Source organism: Streptomyces sp. RG80 (genome assembly GCF_040446465.1).
Taxonomy (GTDB): Bacteria; Actinomycetota; Actinomycetes; order Streptomycetales; family Streptomycetaceae; genus Streptomyces.
In genome coordinates, this window is sequence record NZ_JBEAAJ010000015.1 from 44,052 (window position 1) to 62,791 (window position 18,740).

At 72.2% G+C, this 18,740-nt stretch carries 23 protein-coding genes and 1 pseudogene; 15 read left to right on the plus strand and 9 right to left on the minus strand.

Features of this window, described 5'->3' with window-relative positions; genetic code table 11:
• Positions 1-42: 42 nt before the first annotated feature.
• Positions 43-477 (plus strand): ester cyclase, encoded by a 435-nt coding sequence (locus ABKA17_RS41080; RefSeq protein ID WP_353697520.1) that lies wholly within the window; start codon positions 43-45, stop codon positions 475-477.
• Positions 478-493: 16 nt separating this feature from the next.
• Here ABKA17_RS41080 and ABKA17_RS41085 read toward each other — a convergent pair whose 3' ends face one another.
• Positions 494-829: a YnfA family protein gene (locus ABKA17_RS41085; protein ID WP_353697521.1), complete on the minus strand. Its 336-nt coding sequence runs from the start codon at positions 827-829 to the stop codon at positions 494-496.
• Positions 830-926: 97 nt separating this feature from the next.
• On the opposite strand from ABKA17_RS41085, the gene ABKA17_RS41090 reads away from it, so the two are divergent.
• Positions 927-1,394: a hypothetical protein gene (locus ABKA17_RS41090; protein WP_353697522.1), complete on the plus strand. Its 468-nt coding sequence runs from the start codon at positions 927-929 to the stop codon at positions 1,392-1,394.
• Positions 1,395-1,626: 232 nt separating this feature from the next.
• Positions 1,627-2,100 carry a MarR family winged helix-turn-helix transcriptional regulator gene (locus ABKA17_RS41095; RefSeq protein ID WP_353697523.1) on the plus strand — a complete coding sequence of 158 codons (474 nt, stop codon included), beginning with the start codon at positions 1,627-1,629 and terminating at the stop codon, positions 2,098-2,100.
• Positions 2,101-2,125: 25 nt separating this feature from the next.
• Here ABKA17_RS41095 and ABKA17_RS41100 read toward each other — a convergent pair whose 3' ends face one another.
• Positions 2,126-2,524: a winged helix-turn-helix transcriptional regulator gene (locus tag ABKA17_RS41100; protein ID WP_353697524.1), complete on the minus strand. Its 399-nt coding sequence runs from the start codon at positions 2,522-2,524 to the stop codon at positions 2,126-2,128.
• 125 nt (positions 2,525-2,649) lie between these two features.
• On the opposite strand from ABKA17_RS41100, the gene ABKA17_RS41105 reads away from it, so the two are divergent.
• Entirely contained in the window at positions 2,650-3,534 is an 885-nt protein-coding gene (locus ABKA17_RS41105) for an NADP-dependent oxidoreductase (RefSeq protein WP_353697525.1), read from the plus strand.
• A 75-nt stretch (positions 3,535-3,609) separates the two neighbouring features.
• Here the strand turns inward: ABKA17_RS41105 and ABKA17_RS41110 are convergent, their stop codons facing one another.
• Entirely contained in the window at positions 3,610-4,959 is a 1,350-nt protein-coding gene (locus ABKA17_RS41110) for an MFS transporter (RefSeq protein ID WP_353697526.1), read from the minus strand.
• Between the two features lie 178 nt (positions 4,960-5,137).
• Here ABKA17_RS41110 and ABKA17_RS41115 point away from each other — a divergent pair, with 178 nt between their 5' ends.
• From ABKA17_RS41115 to ABKA17_RS41140, 6 genes are all read left to right on the plus strand, one after another.
• On the plus strand, positions 5,138-6,229 hold the full coding sequence (locus tag ABKA17_RS41115) for an LLM class flavin-dependent oxidoreductase (protein ID WP_353697527.1): 1,092 nt from the start codon (positions 5,138-5,140) through the stop codon (positions 6,227-6,229).
• On the plus strand, positions 6,226-6,834 hold the full coding sequence (locus ABKA17_RS41120; RefSeq protein WP_353697528.1) for a CE1759 family FMN reductase: 609 nt from the start codon (positions 6,226-6,228) through the stop codon (positions 6,832-6,834). The genes ABKA17_RS41115 and ABKA17_RS41120 overlap by 4 nt, the downstream gene beginning before the upstream one ends.
• Positions 6,835-6,983: 149 nt before the next feature.
• Positions 6,984-7,706 (plus strand): response regulator transcription factor, encoded by a 723-nt coding sequence (locus tag ABKA17_RS41125; protein ID WP_353697529.1) that lies wholly within the window; start codon positions 6,984-6,986, stop codon positions 7,704-7,706.
• The gene (locus ABKA17_RS41130) at positions 7,707-9,119 is read left to right on the plus strand and encodes a sensor histidine kinase (protein WP_353697530.1); all 1,413 of its coding nucleotides are present in this window, start codon (positions 7,707-7,709) and stop codon (positions 9,117-9,119) included. It begins immediately after the preceding gene.
• An 80-nt stretch (positions 9,120-9,199) separates the two neighbouring features.
• A complete protein-coding gene (locus ABKA17_RS41135; RefSeq protein WP_353697531.1) occupies positions 9,200-10,462 on the plus strand; it encodes an ArgE/DapE family deacylase in 1,263 nt (420 codons plus the stop codon).
• Between the two features lie 73 nt (positions 10,463-10,535).
• On the plus strand, positions 10,536-10,967 hold the full coding sequence (locus ABKA17_RS41140; RefSeq protein ID WP_353697532.1) for a hypothetical protein: 432 nt from the start codon (positions 10,536-10,538) through the stop codon (positions 10,965-10,967).
• A 21-nt stretch (positions 10,968-10,988) separates the two neighbouring features.
• Here the strand turns inward: ABKA17_RS41140 and ABKA17_RS41145 are convergent, their stop codons facing one another.
• Positions 10,989-11,873, minus strand: a complete 885-nt coding sequence (locus ABKA17_RS41145) for a LysR family transcriptional regulator (protein WP_353697693.1) — start codon at positions 11,871-11,873, stop codon at positions 10,989-10,991.
• Between the two features lie 267 nt (positions 11,874-12,140).
• On the opposite strand from ABKA17_RS41145, the gene ABKA17_RS41150 reads away from it, so the two are divergent.
• Together ABKA17_RS41150 and ABKA17_RS41155 are read left to right on the plus strand one after the other, a co-directional pair.
• Positions 12,141-12,500 (plus strand): SCO4225 family membrane protein, encoded by a 360-nt coding sequence (locus ABKA17_RS41150; RefSeq protein ID WP_353697533.1) that lies wholly within the window; start codon positions 12,141-12,143, stop codon positions 12,498-12,500.
• A gap of 42 nt (positions 12,501-12,542) precedes the next feature.
• Positions 12,543-12,908 (plus strand): SCO4225 family membrane protein, encoded by a 366-nt coding sequence (locus ABKA17_RS41155; protein WP_353697534.1) that lies wholly within the window; start codon positions 12,543-12,545, stop codon positions 12,906-12,908.
• 46 nt (positions 12,909-12,954) lie between these two features.
• On the opposite strand, the gene ABKA17_RS41160 is transcribed toward ABKA17_RS41155, so the two are convergent.
• Entirely contained in the window at positions 12,955-13,896 is a 942-nt protein-coding gene (locus tag ABKA17_RS41160) for a DMT family transporter (protein WP_353697535.1), read from the minus strand.
• 338 nt (positions 13,897-14,234) lie between these two features.
• On the opposite strand from ABKA17_RS41160, the gene ABKA17_RS41165 reads away from it, so the two are divergent.
• Both ABKA17_RS41165 and ABKA17_RS48005 read left to right on the plus strand, forming a co-directional pair.
• Positions 14,235-15,011 (plus strand): hypothetical protein, encoded by a 777-nt coding sequence (locus ABKA17_RS41165; RefSeq protein ID WP_353697536.1) that lies wholly within the window; start codon positions 14,235-14,237, stop codon positions 15,009-15,011.
• A gap of 31 nt (positions 15,012-15,042) precedes the next feature.
• A pseudogene (locus ABKA17_RS48005) lies at positions 15,043-15,123 on the plus strand (SCO5918 family protein); the annotation flags it as partial.
• Between the two features lie 34 nt (positions 15,124-15,157).
• Here the strand turns inward: ABKA17_RS48005 and ABKA17_RS41170 are convergent.
• Both ABKA17_RS41170 and ABKA17_RS41175 read right to left on the minus strand, forming a co-directional pair.
• A complete protein-coding gene (locus ABKA17_RS41170) occupies positions 15,158-15,523 on the minus strand; it encodes an STAS domain-containing protein (protein ID WP_353697537.1) in 366 nt (121 codons plus the stop codon).
• A 694-nt stretch (positions 15,524-16,217) separates the two neighbouring features.
• Positions 16,218-16,562 carry a hypothetical protein gene (locus tag ABKA17_RS41175; RefSeq protein WP_353697538.1) on the minus strand — a complete coding sequence of 115 codons (345 nt, stop codon included), beginning with the start codon at positions 16,560-16,562 and terminating at the stop codon, positions 16,218-16,220.
• Between the two features lie 596 nt (positions 16,563-17,158).
• Between ABKA17_RS41175 and ABKA17_RS41180 the strand changes: the two genes are divergently transcribed.
• Positions 17,159-17,557 (plus strand): DUF5994 family protein, encoded by a 399-nt coding sequence (locus ABKA17_RS41180; RefSeq protein WP_353697539.1) that lies wholly within the window; start codon positions 17,159-17,161, stop codon positions 17,555-17,557.
• A gap of 291 nt (positions 17,558-17,848) precedes the next feature.
• Here the strand turns inward: ABKA17_RS41180 and ABKA17_RS41185 are convergent, their stop codons facing one another.
• On the minus strand, positions 17,849-18,103 hold the full coding sequence (locus tag ABKA17_RS41185; protein ID WP_353697540.1) for a hypothetical protein: 255 nt from the start codon (positions 18,101-18,103) through the stop codon (positions 17,849-17,851).
• A gap of 199 nt (positions 18,104-18,302) precedes the next feature.
• Positions 18,303-18,740, minus strand: a complete 438-nt coding sequence (locus tag ABKA17_RS41190; protein WP_003974483.1) for a hypothetical protein — start codon at positions 18,738-18,740, stop codon at positions 18,303-18,305.

The window sequence follows — 18,740 nt, forward strand, 5'->3', positions numbered from 1 at the left end:
AGACCATGGGGATGGTGATCCTCCGGCTCATCGAGGTGGATTATGGGTGAAGCACGAGAGGTCATGGACCGGCTCACCGATGCGCTGACCACGCACCCGGACCTGAAGGTCATCGCCGAGCTGTACGCGGAGGACGCGGTCGCCTTCACGCCCGACGAGGGAGAGCTTCGCGGGCGTGACGACATCGTCGAGTACTGGCGGCAGATGACGGAGGCGGTGCCCGAGGCGAGGTTCGAGACGCTGCACGCCTACGAGACCGGTGACACGGCCATCGACGAGGGCTGGTTCAGCGGGCGGAACACCGGGCCGATCCAGCTGCCTACCGGGGAGTCCCTGCCGGCGACGCAGAAGGACGTCAGGATCCGCGGGGTGGACATCGCCACGGTGAAGGACGGCAAGATCGTGGACTACCGGCTCTACTTCGACGAGATGGAGTTCCTGGGGCAGCTGGGGCTGCTGCCGGACGAGACACCGTAGACGGCGGGTGCCCGCCTCACTCCCCCCGCGGCGCCCACATGATGACCGCCATGCCCGCGAGGCAGATCAGTGCGCCCGCGATGTCCCAGCGGTCGGGTCGGTAGCCGTCCGCCACGACGCCCCACAGGATCGACCCGGCCACGAAGATCCCGCCGTACGCGGCGAGGATGCGGCCGAAGTGGGCGTCGGGCTGGAGGGTGGCGACGAAGCCGTAGGCGCCGAGAGCGAGCACGCCGCCGGTCATCCACAGCCAGCCGCGGTGCTCTCGCACGCCCTGCCAGATCAGCCAGGCGCCGCCGATCTCGAAGAAGGCGGCGAGGACGAAGAGACCGGCCGAGCGCAGCACGAACATGGCCCGCAGCCTGCCATACGGGTGCCACGGCGCCTTGTCGTCCGCTCCGCGTGGGATACATCCGCCTGTACGACCACGCCGGAGTGAGGAGTGCGGTATGCGGGTTGTTGCTGTGGGCGTCGCGGCCGTGCTGGCGGTGGCCGGCGGGATCCCGGTCGCCGTCGCCGGCGCCACCGACTGGCCCGAGGCCGATCTGGCCTATCACGGGGCCGCCTCGATGGCCGGGGGCCAGGTCGACGTGCGGTTCACCCCGCGCAACCACGGGCCGTCGGCGGTACCGGACGCGACGGTACGACTGCGCTGGTCGGAGCCGTTGGCGAACCGGCAGGAACTGCCGACCGGGTGCGCGCGGTCGGGGGCCCGGGTGGTGCTGTGCCGCGTGGGAGCACTGGCCGCCGACGGCCTGGGAGAACAGATCGGGCTGCGGCTACGGCTGCGGGGGGCGCCCGCCGAGGTGCTGCTGGAGATCGACACGGTGTGGAGCGGCGGCGTGGTGGACCGCAACCGGCTGAACGACCGACAGCGAGTGCTGGTGCTGGACACCGGGGACACGTACTTCTTCTGACCGGGCGGGGGAGGGGCGACTGCGTCCGGGCGGGTGGAGGGCCCGCTTTCGGCTGGGGTGGGGCGCGTGTCTCCGGCCGGGGTGGAGAGTCTGCTTTCGGCTGGGCGTGGGCGTGTTTCAGGCGGGGCGCGGGGTGTGCTGCTGCGGGTGGGTGGGGTGCTCGGTCGCGGCCGGGTGGGGCTGTTGTGCGTCGTACGATCTCTGCACGGCGCAGATGAAGGGCGGCACGGGCATGGTGGGGTCGGGACGTGAGCGGTTGCTGGACGAGTTGGCCACCGTGTCGCGCCGGTACATGGCCTCGTACGCCCTCTTCAACCAGGCCGTCGCCGACCATCTGGGGCTGCATCCGACCGACTTGCAGTGTCTGAACCTGCTGGCGTTGGAGGGTGGGCCGGTGACGACCGGGCGGGTCGCGGAGCTGACGGGGCTGACGACCGGGTCGGCGACGCGGTTGGTGGACCGGCTGGAGCGGGCCGGGTACGTGCTGCGGGAGCGGGACGTGGCGGACCGGCGGCGGGTGCTGGTGGCGACCGTGCCGGAGCGGCTCGCGGAGCTGACGCGGGTGTGGGACCGGCTGGGGGGCGGGTACAACGCCCTCTTCGACGACCTCGGTGACGCCCAACTGGCCCTGATCATCGAGCACATGAGGCGTACGACCCGGTTCAGCGCCGAGCAGGTCGAGCGGCTGCGCGCCGGGGACGTGTAGGCGGCCCCAACCCCGCTCCCACCCGTCAGTCCGTCGTGTCGTAGCGCTCGCGGGCCTCGTGGACCTCCCCGATGTGGGTCTCCGCCCAGTCCTTCACCGCGGTCAGGAGCAGGGCCAGGCTGTGGCCGAGCGGGGTGAGTTCGTAGTCGACGCGGACCGGCACGGACGGGGTGACCGTGCGGGCGAGGATGCCGTCGCGTTCCAGTGCGCGCAGGGTCTGCGTGAGCATCTTGGGGCTGACGCCGGCGATCTTGCGGGTGAGGTCGCTGTAGCGCATGGGGCCGGCGGCGAGGGCGGAGACGACGAGGCTGACCCACTTGTCGCTGAGGCGGTCCAGGAGCTGGTTGGTGGGGCAGCCGCGGATGAACGCGTCGTACTCGACCCGTGCCTGTTCGCGCCGCTGGGCCGCGGTCGTGGTCGCCATGGCTCACCTCCGGGATGCTTACGCACTTCCAGGTAACTACTTACGAATAGATAGTAGCTCTTCCTAGGGTTGTTGGCAGTGGAGGGGAAACCCTCTCAAACGCCAATAAAACCAGGAGAGTTGACATGCGTGCTGCTGTGGTGAACACGTTCGGCGGGCCCGAGGTCGTGGAGGTCGTGGAGACCGAGGTGCCCGAGCCCGCCGCGCGGCAGGTGCGGATCAAGGTGGCGGCAGCCGCGCTGAACCCGGTGGACGCCGGGATCCGGCAGGGCGTCTTCGGTGGCGCCGGGAAGCGGATCGGGCTCGGCTGGGATGTCGCCGGGACGGTCGACGCGACCGGGGTCGCCAGCGCCTGGAGCGTCGGTGACGAGGTCGTCGGGCTGCACTACGGCATGGTCACGCCGCTGGGCACCCATGCCGAGTACGTCGTCCTGGACACGGACGCCGTGGCGCTGGCGCCGAGGACGGTGGACGCGATACACGCCGCGACCCTGCCGCTGAACGCGCTGACCGCCGTACAGGCCCTGGATCTGCTGGAGTTGACGCCGGGGCAGTCGTTGCTGGTGACCGGGGCTGCGGGGGCGGTCGGTGGGTTCGCCGTCCAACTCGCCTCTCACCGGGGGATCTCGGTGACCGGGCTGGCCCGGGAGGGGGACGAGGAGCTCGTACGGTCGCTGGGGGCCGGGGAGTTCGTCGCGGCGGGGCGGGCCGGGTTCGACGCGGTGCTGGACGCGGCGGTGCTGGGGGAGGGGGCGCTGGAGTTCGTGCGGGACGGGGGTGCGTATGTGGGGGTGATTCCGCAGGCTCAGCCGGCTTCGGTGCGGGGGGTTCGTACTTCGGCTGTCGAGGTTGCCGCCGATGGTTCGCGGCTAGCGGAGTTGGTGGGGCTGGTGGATTCGGGGGTGCTGACCCTGCGGGTGGCGGAGAGCTTCGTGCTGGAGGATGCGGGGAAGGCGCATGGGCGGTTGGCGGAGGGTGGGGTTCGGGGGCGGATCGTGTTGGTGCCGTAACGCTCCGCTGGGGGCGGCGAGTTGTCTGCGGCGCCGTCGTGGCTGGTCGCGCAGTTCCCCGCGCCCCTAGGTGGGTTAGTGGTGCTGTTCCTCTTGCGCCTTGCGCGGCAGTAGGCGAGCCAACGGCAGGCATGCCATCAGCGCTGCTCCTACTGCCACCAGGCTCACCACCGTGGCGTGGGTCTCGCCGCCCGGTGTTCTGAAGTACACCGTCGTCACCGCCGCCGCTCCCGCCGCGTTGGCCAGTTGCTGGACCGCGTTCAGGGAGCCGCTCGCGCTGCCTGCCTCCGACGGGGCGATGTCGCCGATGGTGACGTCGTAGACCGTGCCGAAGCAGGTGCCCATGCCCAGGCCGAGGATCAGCAGGGGTGGGATCAGGGTCCAACCTTCGGTGTCCGTACCCGAGTTGTGGATCAGGAGCAGGAGCCAGGCGCAGCCGGTCAGGAGGGTCAGGAGGCCTGCGTGGACCAGGCGGCGGCCGTGGGTGTGGATCAGGCCGTGGCAGGCGATCGAGGCGAGGACGATGCCGATCGTCAGGGGGATCAGGGCGAGCGCGGTGCCGGTGGGGGAGCGGTCCAGGCCCTGTTGGAGGAAGAGGGAGAGGACGTAGAGGAGGCCGGAGGTCGCGGCGAAGGCCACGACGCCGAGGGTGAGGCCCGCCGCGAAGCCGCGGTTGTGGAGCAGGGTCGGTTCGATGAGCGGGTGGGGCGCGGTGCGCTGGCGGTGGCAGAAGGCGAGGGAGAGGGCGGCGCCGAGGAGCAGGAGGGTGAGGGGGCGGGTGGTCCAGCCGTTCTGCGAGCCGTCGATGAGGCCGCCGAGCAGGCCGAGCAGGGCGCCGGTGAGGAGGGCCGCGCCGCGGATGTCGACGGAGACGGTGGGGTCGCCGGGGTCGCGGGGGAGCAGGCGGGCGGCGGCGAACAGGGCGGCGCCGCCGAGCAGCAGGTTGATGAGGAACATGGGGCGCCAGCCGAGGCCGAGGACGTCGGCGTCGACGAGGAATCCGGCGAGGATCGGGCCGCCGACGGCGGAGAGGCCCATCGCGGGCCCGAACAGGCTGAACGCCTTGCCGATCTGGTCGCGGGGCCAGGTGGCGCCGAGGATGCCGAAGCCCTGGGGGATGACGAGGGCTCCGAAGGCGCCCTGGGCGAGCCGGGCGACGACGAGTGTCGTGGGGTCGGGGGCGAGGCCGCAGGCCAGTGAGGCGATGACGAATCCGGTGAGGCCGAGCAGGAACAGCCTGCGGCGGCCGTACTTGTCGCCGAGCCGTCCGCCGGGGACGAGGAGGGCGCCGAGGGCGAGGGCGTAGGAGGCGCCGAGCCACTGGACGAGGCCGGGGCCGCCGCCGAGGTCGGCGGTGATGGTGGGGGCGGCGATGTTGGTGATCGTGGCGTCGAGGAGGTCGAGGACGTCCGCGGCGAGGATCACGGCGAGGATCGCCCAGCGGGTGCGGGGAGGGGAGGCTCTTTCTGTGCGTCATGCAGTATCTGTGTCACGCAGACGAATATGGGGGTGGGTGCCGGTGGACGTCAAGGGGAATTAGCAGCCGGGTGCCGTCGTTCTCCGGGTATAGTTGAACCGTCAACAACTTGGAGGGTGAACGGCCATGCAGTTCGGGATCTTCAGCGTCGGTGATGTCACGCCCGACCCCACCACGGGCCGCACGCCGACCGAGCGCGAGCGCATCAAGGCCATGGTCGCCATCGCGCTCAAGGCCGAGGAGGTCGGGCTCGACGTCTTCGCGACCGGCGAGCACCACAACCCGCCGTTCGTGCCCTCGTCGCCCACCACGATGCTCGGCTTCGTCGCCGCGCGGACCGAGCGGCTGATCCTCTCCACCTCCACCACCCTCATCACCACGAACGACCCGGTGAAGATCGCCGAGGACTTCGCGATGCTCCAGCACCTGGCCGACGGCCGGGTGGACCTGATGATGGGCCGCGGCAACACCGGCCCGGTGTATCCGTGGTTCGGACAGGACATCCGTCAGGGCATCCCGCTCGCGGTCGAGAACTACGCCCTGCTGCGGCGGCTGTGGCGCGAGGACGTCGTGGACTGGGAGGGCAAGTTCCGTACCGCCCTCCAGGGCTTCACCGCCACGCCCCGCCCCCTGGACGGCGTACCGCCGTTCGTCTGGCACGGCTCCATCCGCTCGCCCGAGATCGCCGAGCAGGCCGCCTACTACGGCGACGGCTTCTTCCACAACAACATCTTCTGGCCGGCCGACCACACCAAGCGGATGGTCGAGCTGTACCGCGAGCGCTACGCCCACTACGGGCACGGCACCCCCGAGCAGGCCATCGTCGGGCTCGGCGGACAGATCTTCATGCGGCGCAACTCCCAGGACGCCGTACGGGAGTTCCGGCCGTACTTCGACGTCGCGCCGGTCTACGGCCACGGGCCGTCCCTGGAGGACTTCACCGACCAGACCCCGCTGACCGTCGGCTCCCCGGAGCAGGTCATCGAGAAGACCCTCGCCTTCCGCGACTACGCCGGCGACTACCAGCGCCAGCTGTTCCTGGTGGACCACGCCGGACTGCCGCTGAAGACCGTCCTGGAGCAGATCGACATGCTGGGCGAGGAGGTCGTTCCAGTGCTGCGCGAGGAGTTCGCCAAGGGGCGCGGCAAGGATGTTCCCGAGGCGCCCACCCACGCGTCCCTGCTCGCCGAAGCGAAGAAGAAGGAGACCGCCGTATGAAGCTCGTCGTCGTCTCTGCGGGGCTGAGCGTGCCGTCCTCCACCCGGCTGCTGGCGGATCGGCTGGCGGCGGCGGTGGAGCGGTCCGCCGAGGCCGAGACCGAGACCCAGGTCGTCGAGGTCCGCGACCTCGCCGTGGAGATCGCCCACAACCTGACCCACGGATTCCCCGGGCGCGCCCTCGCCGCCGCACAGGCGGCCGTCGCCGAGGCGGACGCGCTGATCGTCGTCACACCGGTGTTCTCGGCGTCGTACAGCGGGCTCTTCAAGTCGTTCTTCGACGTCCTCGACAAGGACACGCTGGCCGGGAAGCCGGTGCTGATCGCGGCCACCGGCGGCAGCGCGCGGCACTCGCTGGTCCTGGACCACGCGCTGCGGCCGCTCTTCTCGTACCTGAGGGCCGTCGTGGTTCCGACCGGGGTCTACGCCGCCTCGGAGGACTGGGGAGCCGAGGGGCTGGACGGGCGCATCGAGCAAGCCGCCGGGGAGCTGGCGGGGCTGCTCGCGGGACGCCCGGCGAACAAGCCGGCCAAGGCCTGCTTCGAGGTGGTCCCCTTCGCCGAGCAGCTGGCGGCGCTGTCACCGAAGGACGGGGTGGCGGTCTGAGGCCGCGCCGCGCCCCCGGACGACGAGGGTGAGAAGAGCGTAGGCGTACGGGCCGCGGTTGCCTCTGTGACGGTGAGAGCCGGGTAAAAAGGCTGATCGTCGGCCCGCTCACCCGGCTGAACCGGCGGTCGCCTTGGCACTATGGAGGCGTGCCTCAGACCGTGCTGCTCGCCGAAGACGACCGCGCCATCCGTCACGCCCTGGAGCGCGCCCTGACCCTGGAGGGGTACCGGGTCACCGCGGTCGCCGACGGCGTCGAGGCGCTGGCGCAGGCCCACCGCACCCCGCCGGACGTGCTCGTGCTGGACGTGATGATGCCGGGCATCGACGGGCTCCAGGTCTGCCGGGTGCTGCGCGCCGAGGGCGACCGGACACCGATCCTGATGCTGACCGCGCTGGTGGAGACGGCGGACCGGATCGCCGGCCTGGACGCGGGCGCCGACGACTACGTCCTCAAGCCCTTCGACGTCGAGGAGGTCTTCGCCCGGCTGCGGGCGCTGCTGCGGCGCACCGGAGCGGTGAACAGCGTCGCCGTCCCCGCCCCCGAGGCCCCCAGGCAGCAGCTGCCCGAGCGCTATCTGGAGGCGGCCGGACTGAAGATGGACCCGCAGGCGCGGCGGGCCTGGCGGGACGGACGCGAGCTGGAGCTGACCCGCACCGAGTTCGAGCTCCTCGAACTGCTGGTGCGCAACAGCGGCATCGTCCTCGACCACTCCACGATCTACGACCGGATCTGGGGGTACGACTTCGGGCCCGGCTCCAAGAACCTCGCCGTCTACGTCGGCTATCTGCGCCGCAAGCTGGACGAGCCGGGGGCACCGCAGCTGATCCACACGGTGCGGGGCGTGGGTTACGTGCTGCGGGAGGACTGAGTGGGCCGGCTCGCTCGGCTGCTGCGCCGGCGGCGGCCCGGGCTCGTGTCCCTCGCCACCACGTTCGCGGTGTCCTTCGCGGCGGTCACGGCCGCCGTCACCGTCCTGGTCGGCATCCTGTCGTACTCGGCCGCCGCCCGGCTGGTCCGGGTGGACCAGCAGTCCGTGTTCGACGAGGTCGTGCAGGATCTGCGGGACGAGGTCAGCCAGCACAAGATGACGCCGGAGGACTTCTCCTCGTCGGCGCCCGGACACGACCTCGTACGACCGGCCCGTACCGATGTGCAGGTCCTCGGGCCGGACGGCTCGGTCGTCGACCCCGGCAGTCCCGGGCTGCCCGTCACCGACGCCGACCGCAAGGTGGCGGCGGCCGCGACGGCCGGGCGGCTGACCGAGCACAAGGACGTCGACGTCGGCAGTGACATCTACCGGGTCGCCACCGTCTCCCTGGGCGGCGGCCGGGGCGCGGTCCAGGTCGCGCAGGAGTTCAGCGACACCGAGGACCTGCTGCGGGCCCTCCAGCAGCGCACCCTGATCCTGATGTCGGCCGTGGTGGTCGCGGCGGGACTGTTCGGCTGGTGGCTGGCGCGGCGCATCACCCGCCGCCTGGTCATCCTCACCTCGGCCGCGGAGGACGTGGCCCGCACCCGCCGGCTCGGCATCCAGGTGCCGGTCACCGGGTACGACGAGGTGGGTCGCCTCGGCCGGGCCTTCGACCGGATGCTGGGCCGCCTCGCACAGTCCGAGGAGGACCAGCGGCGCCTGGTCCAGGACGCCGGGCACGAGCTGCGCACCCCTCTGACCTCGCTGCGCACCAACATCTCGCTGCTGCGGCGCATCGACGAGCTGCCGCCCGACACCCGCGACGAGCTGGTGGCGGACCTCTCCCAGGAGGCGCGCGAACTGACCGACCTGGTCAACGAGTTGGTCGAGCTGGCGGCCGGTCAGTCCGACACCGAGCCGCCCCGGCGGGTGGACCTCGCCGACATCGCCGAGGACGTGGCGGGGCTCGCCCGGCGCCGCACCGCGAGGGAGGTCGTGGTCCGGGTGAGCGGGGACACCACGACCGACGGCAGGCCGACGATGCTGACCCGGGCGGTCACCAACCTCGTGGAGAACGCCGCGAAGTTCGACAAGGACGGCCGGGCACCGATCGAGATCACGGTGACCGGGCCCGCCCGCCCGGGCACGGTCCGGGTGGAGGTCCTCGACCGCGGCCCCGGCATCTCCGACACCGACCTCATCCGCGTCTTCGACCGCTTCTACCGCGCCGCCGACGCACGGTCCCTGCCCGGGTCGGGCCTCGGCCTGTCGATCGTGCGCGAGGTCGCGCTCGCCCACGGGGGAGCGCCGTTCGCGATACGCCGCGAGGGCGGCGGGGCGGTGATCGGATTCACGGTGGGCGGGGACTGAGCGCGCGTATACGGCGGTGGGGGTGAGCAGGTATCTCTTGGGTCACCACGTGAACGGGCCGCCGACCTGAGAGGGGCGTCATGCTGAGTGCCGAGGAGGCCGCCGCGCTGGACGGCATCGACGAGGCCGCCGTCGGGAAGCTGCTCACCGAGCTCGTCGCCATCCCCAGCGTGACCGGGAGCGCCGCCGAGTCGGAGCTCCAGCACCACCTCGCCGGGCGGCTGGAGCGGCTCGGGCTCGACGTCGACCTGTGGCCCATGGATCTCGACGCCCTGCGCGCCGACCCCGACTTCCCCGGCGCGGAGGCGCCCAGGGACGAGGCGTGGGGGCTCGTCGGGCAGACCGGGAGCGGGAACGACGGGCCGACGCTCGTGCTCCAGGGGCATGTGGACGTGGTGCCGCCCGGGGACCCGGGCGCCTGGCCCGGGGATCCGTTCGTGCCGCGCGTCGTCGGTGACGTCGTGCACGGGCGCGGGGCCTGCGACATGAAGGCCGGGCTGGTGGCGGAACTGGCCGCGCTGGCGGCGGTCCGGGCGAGCGGGGCGCGGCTGCGCGGCCGGGTCGCCGTGCACTTCGTTGTGGGCGAGGAGGACGGCGGGCTCGGCGCCTTCGGGACCCTGCGGCGGGGCTACGGCGGCGATGCCTGTGTCATCGCCGAGCCGACCGCCGGCACCCTGGTCACCGCCAACGCGGGCGCGCTGACCTTCCGGCTCACCGTCAACGGAAAGTCGGCGCACGGCAGTTCACGGGACCAGGGGGTCAGCGCCGTCGACGCCTATCTGCCGCTGCACCGGGCGCTGGGGCACCTGGAGGCCGAGCGGAACCGGGACCCGCATCCGCTGATGGCCGAGTACCCGATCCCGTACGCCCTGTCCGTGGGTACCCTGCGCTCGGGGGACTGGGCGAGCAGCGTGCCCGATCTGCTCGTCGCGGAGGGGCGGTTGGGCGTACGGCTGGGGGAGGAGCCGGCGGCGGCCCGGGCCGCGTTCGAGAGCCGGGTCGCCGAAGTGTGCGCCGTTGACCCCTGGTTGCGGGAGCACCCGGTCGAAGTGACCTGGCCCGGCGGGCAGTTCGCCAGCGGGCGGCTGCCGGAGGGGCATCCCCTGCCCGACGTGATCCGGGCCGCGCACACGGACGCCGGGGGCGGGCCGCTGCGGGAGCGCGGGGCGTCGTACGGGAGTGATCTGCGGCTGTACGCCGGGGCCGGGATCCCGACCCTTCAGTTCGGGCCGGGGGACATCCAGGTCGCGCACAGCGCCCGGGAGCGGGTGAGTGTGCGGGAGGTGGTGGCGGTGGCGCGGACGCTGGCGCTGACGGTGCTGCGGACGGTGGGGACGAAGTGACGGGAACCGCCGGGGCCGTTCGTTGATCTTTCCTGGTGAGGCCGCGGAGGCCCACGGGGGAAGGGGCAGCACAATGAACACGTCCTGGCGCAGTGCCGTTTCGTACGCGGCGATCGTCACGCTCGTCTCGCTGGCGGTGGGGGAGGTCGTCGACCTCCTGTGGAACCCCGAGCCGCCCACGCGCAACTGGGCGACGAACGCCCTCCTCACCCCCGACCGGCTCGCCTTCCCGCTGGTGGCGATCATCGTGCTGGTCGAGGCACGGCTGGTGCTGCCGGCCAGGTCGCGCTGGACCACGGCCGGCGTCGACACCGCCCTGTACGCCCTGGTCCTGCTGCTGGTCACCGCCGCCGAGGCGGTGGCCTACGACGGGCCGCCCGCCGACTCCGCCTTCGTCATGCTGATCTTCGCGCTGTTCACGCTCCAGCTCCCGGCCGCCTTCGCGCTGTCGGCCTGGCGGTCCGGACATCTGGCGCCCGGCGGCCGGTCGGCGCTCACCTCGTGACCGCGCGGCGCGGTTGTCGCTTCACCGCCTGACCCCGAGGACGTCCAGCATCGCCCGGGTCGCCGGGCTGGGGTTGAAGCGGCTCCACGCCAGGTACTCGACGCGGCGCGGTCCGTCGGCCACCGGGACCAGCGCCAGCTCGGGATGGTCGGCGGCCAGGAGACGGACGAACGCCGAGGGCAGCAGAGCGACGCCGAGTCCGCGCGCGACCAGCCGGGTGATCAGCTCGACGGCGCCGGCCTCGTACGCCACGTCCCGGACCAGGCCCGCGTCGGCGAACGCCTGGTCGGACTGGGCGCGGGCGGGGGTGCCGCCGACGAAGTCCACGAAGGTCTCGTGGGCGATGTCCCGCAGCTCGACCCGCGCGGTCCCGGCCAGCGGGTGCCCGGCCGGGACCACCAGGACGTGCTCGTCGTGATCGAGGGCGACGGCCTCCACCCCGGCCGGCCCCTCACCCTCCGGCAGACCGAGAAAGGCGATGTCCAGCTCACCCCGGCGGATCGCCGCCGTCAGATCGTCACTGCGCCCGGAGCGCAGGACGACCCGGACCTCCGGATGCCGGGCACGGTAACGCTGAAGCAGTTCGGGCACGTCGACGGCGGCCGTCGTCACGATCACACCGACCGCGAGCCGGCCCCGCACCACACCGGTCGCGGCGGCCGCGTCGGCGACGGCCCGGTCGGCGGCCGCCAGACACTCCCGCGCGGCATCGACGAACGCCGCCCCGGCGCTGGTGAGTTCGACGCGCCGACTGGACCGGGCGAACAGCCTGACCCCCAACTCCCGTTCCAGACCGGCGATCCGATGACTGAGCGAGGACTGCACCACGTCACAGCGCTCGGCGGCACGGGTGAAGTTACGGGTTTCGGCGACGGCGACGACGTAGCGCATCTGCTGGAGATCCACATCGCTCATGGTTCCCGTTCATGACTGCGATGAAAAGCATGCGTCGGATTCATGGAGTGACGGCCCCGGGGACAGCGGGCTGCCGGTGGTGGACGACCCGGCGTGCGCGGTCGTCCACGGTCGCTCACGCCTCTCCTGAGTCGGCCGTGCCGGGGGCGTACGGGCAGGCACCCAGCCGGAGATGAGCCCCCGTACTCATGTCCCGGCGCGGCTCTCGGAGGACCGTGGGACTCACACCGAGAACGCACCGACCCGAAGGGACCCGCGATGTCGAACGGTTCGCGCCCGCGCCGCCTTCCACGGCTGCGCCGGCTTCTCGCGCTCGCCACGGACAACTGGCTCGCCCGGGGGTACCTGGGGGTGTTCGCCGCCTCCGTGCCGGTCGCGTTCCTCTTTCCGGACAGCACGTACGCGATGGCCCCGGTGCTGCTCACCGAGCCCCTCTCCATGATGGGCGCCGTCGTCCCCTTCGGGCCCGGTCTCGCCGAGGACGCCGGTGGGCCGGCCGTGGTGGTCGCCTCCGTCGTGGCGGGGGCCTGGCTTCTCGCGTGTGCGCTCGTCAACGCCGCCGTGGCCGGCGCGCTCGCGCACCACGTCCGTGACATCCGTGCCGCCGGGCACGCCTGAACCGCAGCTTCCAGCACCTTCTGCCAAGAGAGAGGCACCGTCATGACCCGTTCCGCACGCCCGCGATTCCCGAGGATCCGGGCCCTGTTGGCGCCCGCCGTCGACAACTGGCTCGCGCGTGGCTATCTCGCGGTGGTCGCGACGTCCCTGGGGTTCTTCCTGTGGGCCGTGTACCTGTCGCCCGACCCGGGGTTCGCCGGGGTCTGGGCGATCCTGGCCACGGCTCCGCTCAGCATGGTCGTCAGCATCCCCCTGATGTCCCTGGCTCCCGCGTGGGACTCCCCGCACGAGTGGCTGAGCACGCCGCTCTTCATGGCCGGCACGGTCGCGTGCGGCCTGGTCAACGCCGTACTCATCGGCCTGCTCGCCCGCAGGCTGACGGCGCGGGACCCGCACCCCGCCGCCTGACCCGTAGGGAGGCGGCGGGAGGCGGCGGGGCGTGGGAACCGCTCGGCTAAGGGCGCCGCCCGCCCGCGCCCACCGGCACGGTCAGCAGCACCAGCCCCACCGCGAGCACGCCGAGCCCGCACCAGGACGCTGCCGGCAGACGCTCACCGAGGACGGCCACGCCCAGCACCGCCGCCACGGCGGGCTCCGCGAGGGTCAGCGAGGTGGCCACCGACGCCGGGGTGCGGCGCAGGCCGTGGCCGAAGAGGCGGTAGGCCAGGTAGACGGTGAACAGGGCGAGATACGTCGTCACGGCCGCCCCACGCGCGGTGCCGAGCCAGCGCGGGTCCACGGACAGCAGGAGCGGCACGACCAGCAGCCCGGCCGCCCCGAACAGCACGCCCATCACCGCGTCGGAGGAGTGCCCGCGCACGATGAGCCGGCCGCCGATCAGCGAATAGGCGGCGTACGAGAGTCCGGCACAGGCGGCGAGGGCGACCCCCGTCAGGTCCAAAGGCGCCGCGGTGCCCGTGAGTTCGGGGCCCAGCACCAGCAGGACACAGCCCAGCACGGCGGCCGCGGTGGCGGCGGCCCAGCGTGACGTGGGGCGGGTCTGGCCGGTCGCCCAGGAGAGCAGCCCGGCGAAGACCGGGGCGCTGCCCAGCGCGATCACGGTGGCCACCGCCACGCCGGTCCGGGCGACCGCCGGATAGAAGGTGACCGGGTACGCGGCCACCGCCAGCGCCCCGAGGACGAGCAGCCGGCGTTCGCCGCGCGTGCAGCCGGCCGGCAGCGAGCGCGCGCCGCGCGAGGTGAGGAACAGCAGCAGGCCGCCGAGGGCGAGCCCGGCACAGCCGATGGCCGCCGCCGGCGCACCGGCCGGCGCCAGCGCGCTCGCGGTGCCGGTCGTGCCCCACAGGACGGCCGAGGCGAGGATGGGCGCGGGGCCGCCGAGGAGGCCGGTCGGCGCAGGGCGTGCGGGAGGCAGAGAGGTCGTGCGGTTCGGCACAGTCGTGATCTTCCGTCGTCGAATGCGTCTGGGATTCCGATCCGGAACAGGCGCACGACAACCACCCCTGACCGCCCTGCGGGCCGGCCGGGGTCGGGGTCAAACGGTCAGATACTCAAACCGCCGCGGTGTCCGCGCCCGTCAGGCGCAGAGCGGCGGCAGAACGACGTGCCAGTAGGTGTTCACCCGACGATGGTAACCAGCCGGGCATCGGCTCATCGCTGAACGCCGGCACAGCCCGGCGGCTGTCGACCGAGGAACGACGGTCGGAGTGCGGGTGGAGGCGCTCGCCTGCCATGCCGGCGGGCGTAGGCTCGGAGGTACCGAGGGCTCTCCGTGTGCCGACTTCCACGCCGGTGCCGTTCTCGGCGAACGACGACACCGGACCGGACCCGTCCGGGCCGGAGCAGGGTTCGCCCATGACCGTGAACACGCCGGAGCGCCCGGAGACAGCCCACCCTGGGACACCGGGCCGGGGGCCGACACTTTCCGAGGCGCCGCCGCAGCGGCGGCGCCAGGGGCCCTCACCCGAAAAGGGCGAGCTCGTCCGTCCGCTGACCCGGTGCCAGATCGACGACCGCATGCGAGAGCTGGGCGAGCTGTACACGCAGACCTCGTCCAGCCAGGTGCGGGCCTCGGACGCGTCGAACCAGGACCGGTCCGCCGCGTTCCGGCGACGGCTCGCGGGCCACATGCGGCGGCCGGGGTTCGAGCTGCTCGTGGCAGAGAGCGACGGCCCCTCGGGCACCGTCGTCCTCACGGCGTGCGCTTACGGCTTCCCCGTGCGCGGCGACGGGCCCTGGTGGGACGGCCTCGACGGGTACCTCCCGGAGAGCCTGCTGCGCGTCGCCGCCTGCGGCAGGCTCTTCGCGGTCGCCGACATTCTCGTCGAGCGACGGGTACGCACCCAGGACCAGAGCCGCGAGTGGAACCTCGCCCGGCGCCTGCAGAAGCGGCTGCTGAGCGATCACGCAGCCGTGCTCGGTGTCACGCTGGTCGACCGTGACAACACGGACGCGCTCGAGGCACTGCTGTCCTGGGGGTGGCGCCGGCTGTCGACCGGTGCCCGCGGAGCGTCACATCTCGCTCCCAGCCGACTGCTTGTGCTCCGCTGACCGCCGCCCGCCCGCGTCCTACCCGATGTCGATGGAGAACGTCGGGCCCGAGCCCGTGACGAGGGAGTGTGTCGTCATCGGGGGACGGGGCTGTCCCTTCAGGCAGGTGGGAGTGGTGATCACCGGCCAGGACCCGCCGCGCGACTTCACCGGGACTCTCCGCCGACGGTACGCGTCGAGGTGGGGGCGCGGGCTGCGCCACGGGCTGCCGTGGGCGTTCCCCGCCAGGCGTCCTGGGCGCTGGCATAGGCCGGGAAGCGGCCGAGCAGGCCGCCGCTGAGCAGGACGAGGTCTATGCCCCGGCTGCGGTGGACGACGCGGACCCAGCCCTGGCGGGTCCGGCAGTCGTCCCACGCCTCGCGCAACGGTCGCAGGATGCTTCCGTCCGTGAAGGTCACCTCGCGGAGATCGACGATGAGGAAGAGACGCCCGCAGCCGCTGCGGGCGCCCTCCAGAGCGTGGGTCAGGGGTCCCATGGTGGTCAGGTCCAGCTCCCCGCGGGCTGTGACCATCCGGCATTCGTCGAACAGTTCGGGTGTACGGAAAGGCTCGGGCCGATCGGGATGAGCGCACATGCGCCCCATCTCCTCTGTCCGGTTGGAGCTTCAGCGTGCGCAGAGCCTCTGTTGCGCGGAACGGACTGCACGGAGAGGGCCGGGGCCAAGGGCTACCGCGTGTCGAGCCTACTGCCGCGGGGAGCCGGCGTACGGGCAACTCCCGGTTCGCTCCGGGCCATTCGGCCCCGGTGCGTCGACAGGCGGGCCGTCCGGAGGATTCTCCATGGCCCTCGAGGGTTCTCACCCGGGGTGAGTCCACCTAGGCTTGCGGTATTCCGCCGTGCACAGGGTTCCGTCGGAACGCACGCCGTTCGGCAGCCCGCGGGCTGCCTGCGCCCGAGCTCCCGGGCAAGGATCGATTCTCAGCCTCCGCAGAGCAGTCGGCTTTCGTTGCCCGTTGGGTGGTCGGCTCCTGTGCTTGCCTCGTCCTTGCTTCCCCTCGTCGCGAGACCGGCGCGATGGCCTCCCGCCTGCCGTCGCACGGTCCGATGCGGGGCACACGGCTCCCGATCGCGCGCCCGTGAAGGGGGATTCGGCCGCGCCGGGAGTCTCAGACGGCCGCCGCCGAGGATCGGACGACCGGCGGCGGCCGTCGGAAGGCGCTTGCGCCGGCCGACCCGTGGCCGACCGTGCGGCGACAGCCGCCGGTTCACGCGCGCAGCAGCCGCCCGGTGATCTCCCGGTACTCCCGCAGCGCGAGCCGGAGTTCGGCGGACTGCGTCTCGGCATCCTGGTCCTGCCAGCCTGCGCGCAGGACGCGGCGTCGTTCCTTGAGGGCGTTCACCAGCGCCTCGGTGGCTTCGTCGAAGGCGCCCTCGGCCTCCTCCAGGGCCTCGCCCGGAGTGTCCGCGAAGGTGTTCACGGCGTGTCCGAGGCGCCGGGCGATCTTGTCCCGTTCCTCGGACGGGAGCAGCGGTTCCGTGCCCGGGGCGCGGTGCCCGGCGAGTCCCGGGGACCGGTCGGCCGGTTGCTGGGCGCGTGTCTGGTCGTACATCGTCGTATGCACCCGTTCCCGTGGTGATGGGGGTCGCCACCCGAAGACGCCCTCGGTCTTCTGGGTGGCCTGCGGCCTGCTCCGGGCTGCCGGAAACCGGCCTGCTCCGCCCGTCACGGCCCTGCGCCGTCCTCTCAGTCAACGTCCGGGGATGATCCGTGTCAACGCGGTCCGGCCCGAGCACACCCCGGCCAGGGGCTCTGATCGGCGGTATCGGGGCGTTTCCCGGCACGGGGAGTACGGTGGGGAGAACGAGGGTGCGTCGTGCCTATATGACAGGTCGTCTCCAGCACACCACCCATCCACCAGGGGCAACCCGTGACCCCGGCCGCACCTCCGTCCCCGCGGCCCTTCGTCGAGGTCAGGATCCCCCTCCATGCCATCAGCCCCACCGCACCCACCAGGACGACCCCGCCGGTCACCGCATCGTCGCCCCAGGACTACGACGGCACCCCCCTTCCCGTCGGGCTCCGTCATCCGCCTCCTGGAACGCCTCGACCGGGTGCACGACGTGCGCCGGCCGACGCCGGACCGGGCGGCGCGTCGTTCCTGACGCCGAATCACACCATCACGCAAGGCTGTTGGCAGGAGCCATCATGACCACCGCACTGCAACCCCCGCTTCCCTCCCATCCCGTCCTGCGCCTGCGCCTGGCCCCCCACAGGGACCTGCCCCGGGCCATCGACGGCGCGTGGTGGCCGCGTTCGTACGACCTGCTGGCCGAACTTCCGCAACTGCTGGCCGGGTTGCCGCGGGCATGGGGTCACATCACCAGCGTCACGGTCTGCGGGGCGACCTGGTCCGCCGTGCCCGGCCGGATGCTCGTCGCCAACCAGGTCGTACGACTGCGCAGGGCACTGGGAGCTTCCGCTCCGCACACCGTCGTCCTGCTCGCCCCCGGCCGGGGGCGCTGGGACCTGCTGGTCGTGCCGCCGGACACGACCGAGGCGTCGGCGGAACCGCTCATGTCAGCGGCCGCGGGCGGCCAGGCCTGACCGGCCCGTCACGGACCGCCGGACGGCTCAACAGGTCACCGGGTCCGTGAGCCGGCCTCGTACGACGAGACGGTCCTGTCGGACCCACCGTGCCGGACAGCAGCAGCATCATGTGCGGATCCAGCTCCGAGGTGAACCAACCGACCTTCATCACATGGCCGTTGACGAGGCAGTCGGCCGGTGTAGTCGCTCCATCAGGAACGACACCGGTATCGGGACCGGTGCGCGAAGTGCTCCCGATGGCCTCACCACTCCCCGAACAGGTCGAACGGGCTGCTCCCGGCCATCGCCTCACTTGCTCCGACGGTCCTCGCCCGGGGAGCGGCTGGTCTCCAGCCAGGACCGCGCCGGTTCCGCCGCACGCGTGGTGTCCACGACGAGCTCGAGGCGGGTTCCTCCCCCGGCGCCCGCGGGATAGCTGCGCTGCTCGGTGGCCGCGAAGCAACGGCGGAGCACCTCTGCGACGCGACGGGCGACGTCGGGGTCGGCCGCGACGATACGAACGGCGGCGTGCCCTTCCGGGAGTGCTTCCGTGGGCTGCTGCATGGCGACCTCGTCGTCTGGGCACGATCGGCGGAACGGATCTTCGACTCTACTCCGGCACGCCTCGCGGCTCACGCGCGTCGGCCTGGACGCCACCGGCTGGGAGGGACTGCCGAGGCGGCTGGTCATCGACGAGCGCGTGGTCCCGGCACGGAGAGCCACAGCAAGCTGAAGCTGCTCTGCGTGACAGGGCACCAGCAGCTCAGGGCCAGACAAGGCAATACGGCTGATGCCCCGCCTCATGGAGACGGTGACTGAAGTCCTGCCACTCGTGCAGCAGCTGGTACACGTTGAACGCGTCTCGCGGGCCGCCCCGGTCCGGGACCGTCGACCAGATGAACGCCGCCGCGCCCACCGCTTCCTCGCCGATGCCGCGCAGGGGGTCGACGACCGTCATGGGGAGCTTGACCACGGCGTAGTCGGGGTGGAGGACGACCAGTTCCAGCGGGGGCACCTTGTGGAGGGGGACGCCCTCTATGCCGGTGAGGACCATCGCGGCCATCGTCTCCGGCTTGATCTTGGTGAACATGCCGTTCATACCGAGCTCGTCGCCGCCGAGTTCCTCGGGACGCATCGAGATCGGGACACGGGCCGCGGTCGCGCCGTCGGGCGCGCCGAAGTACTTGTACGTCACCCCCAC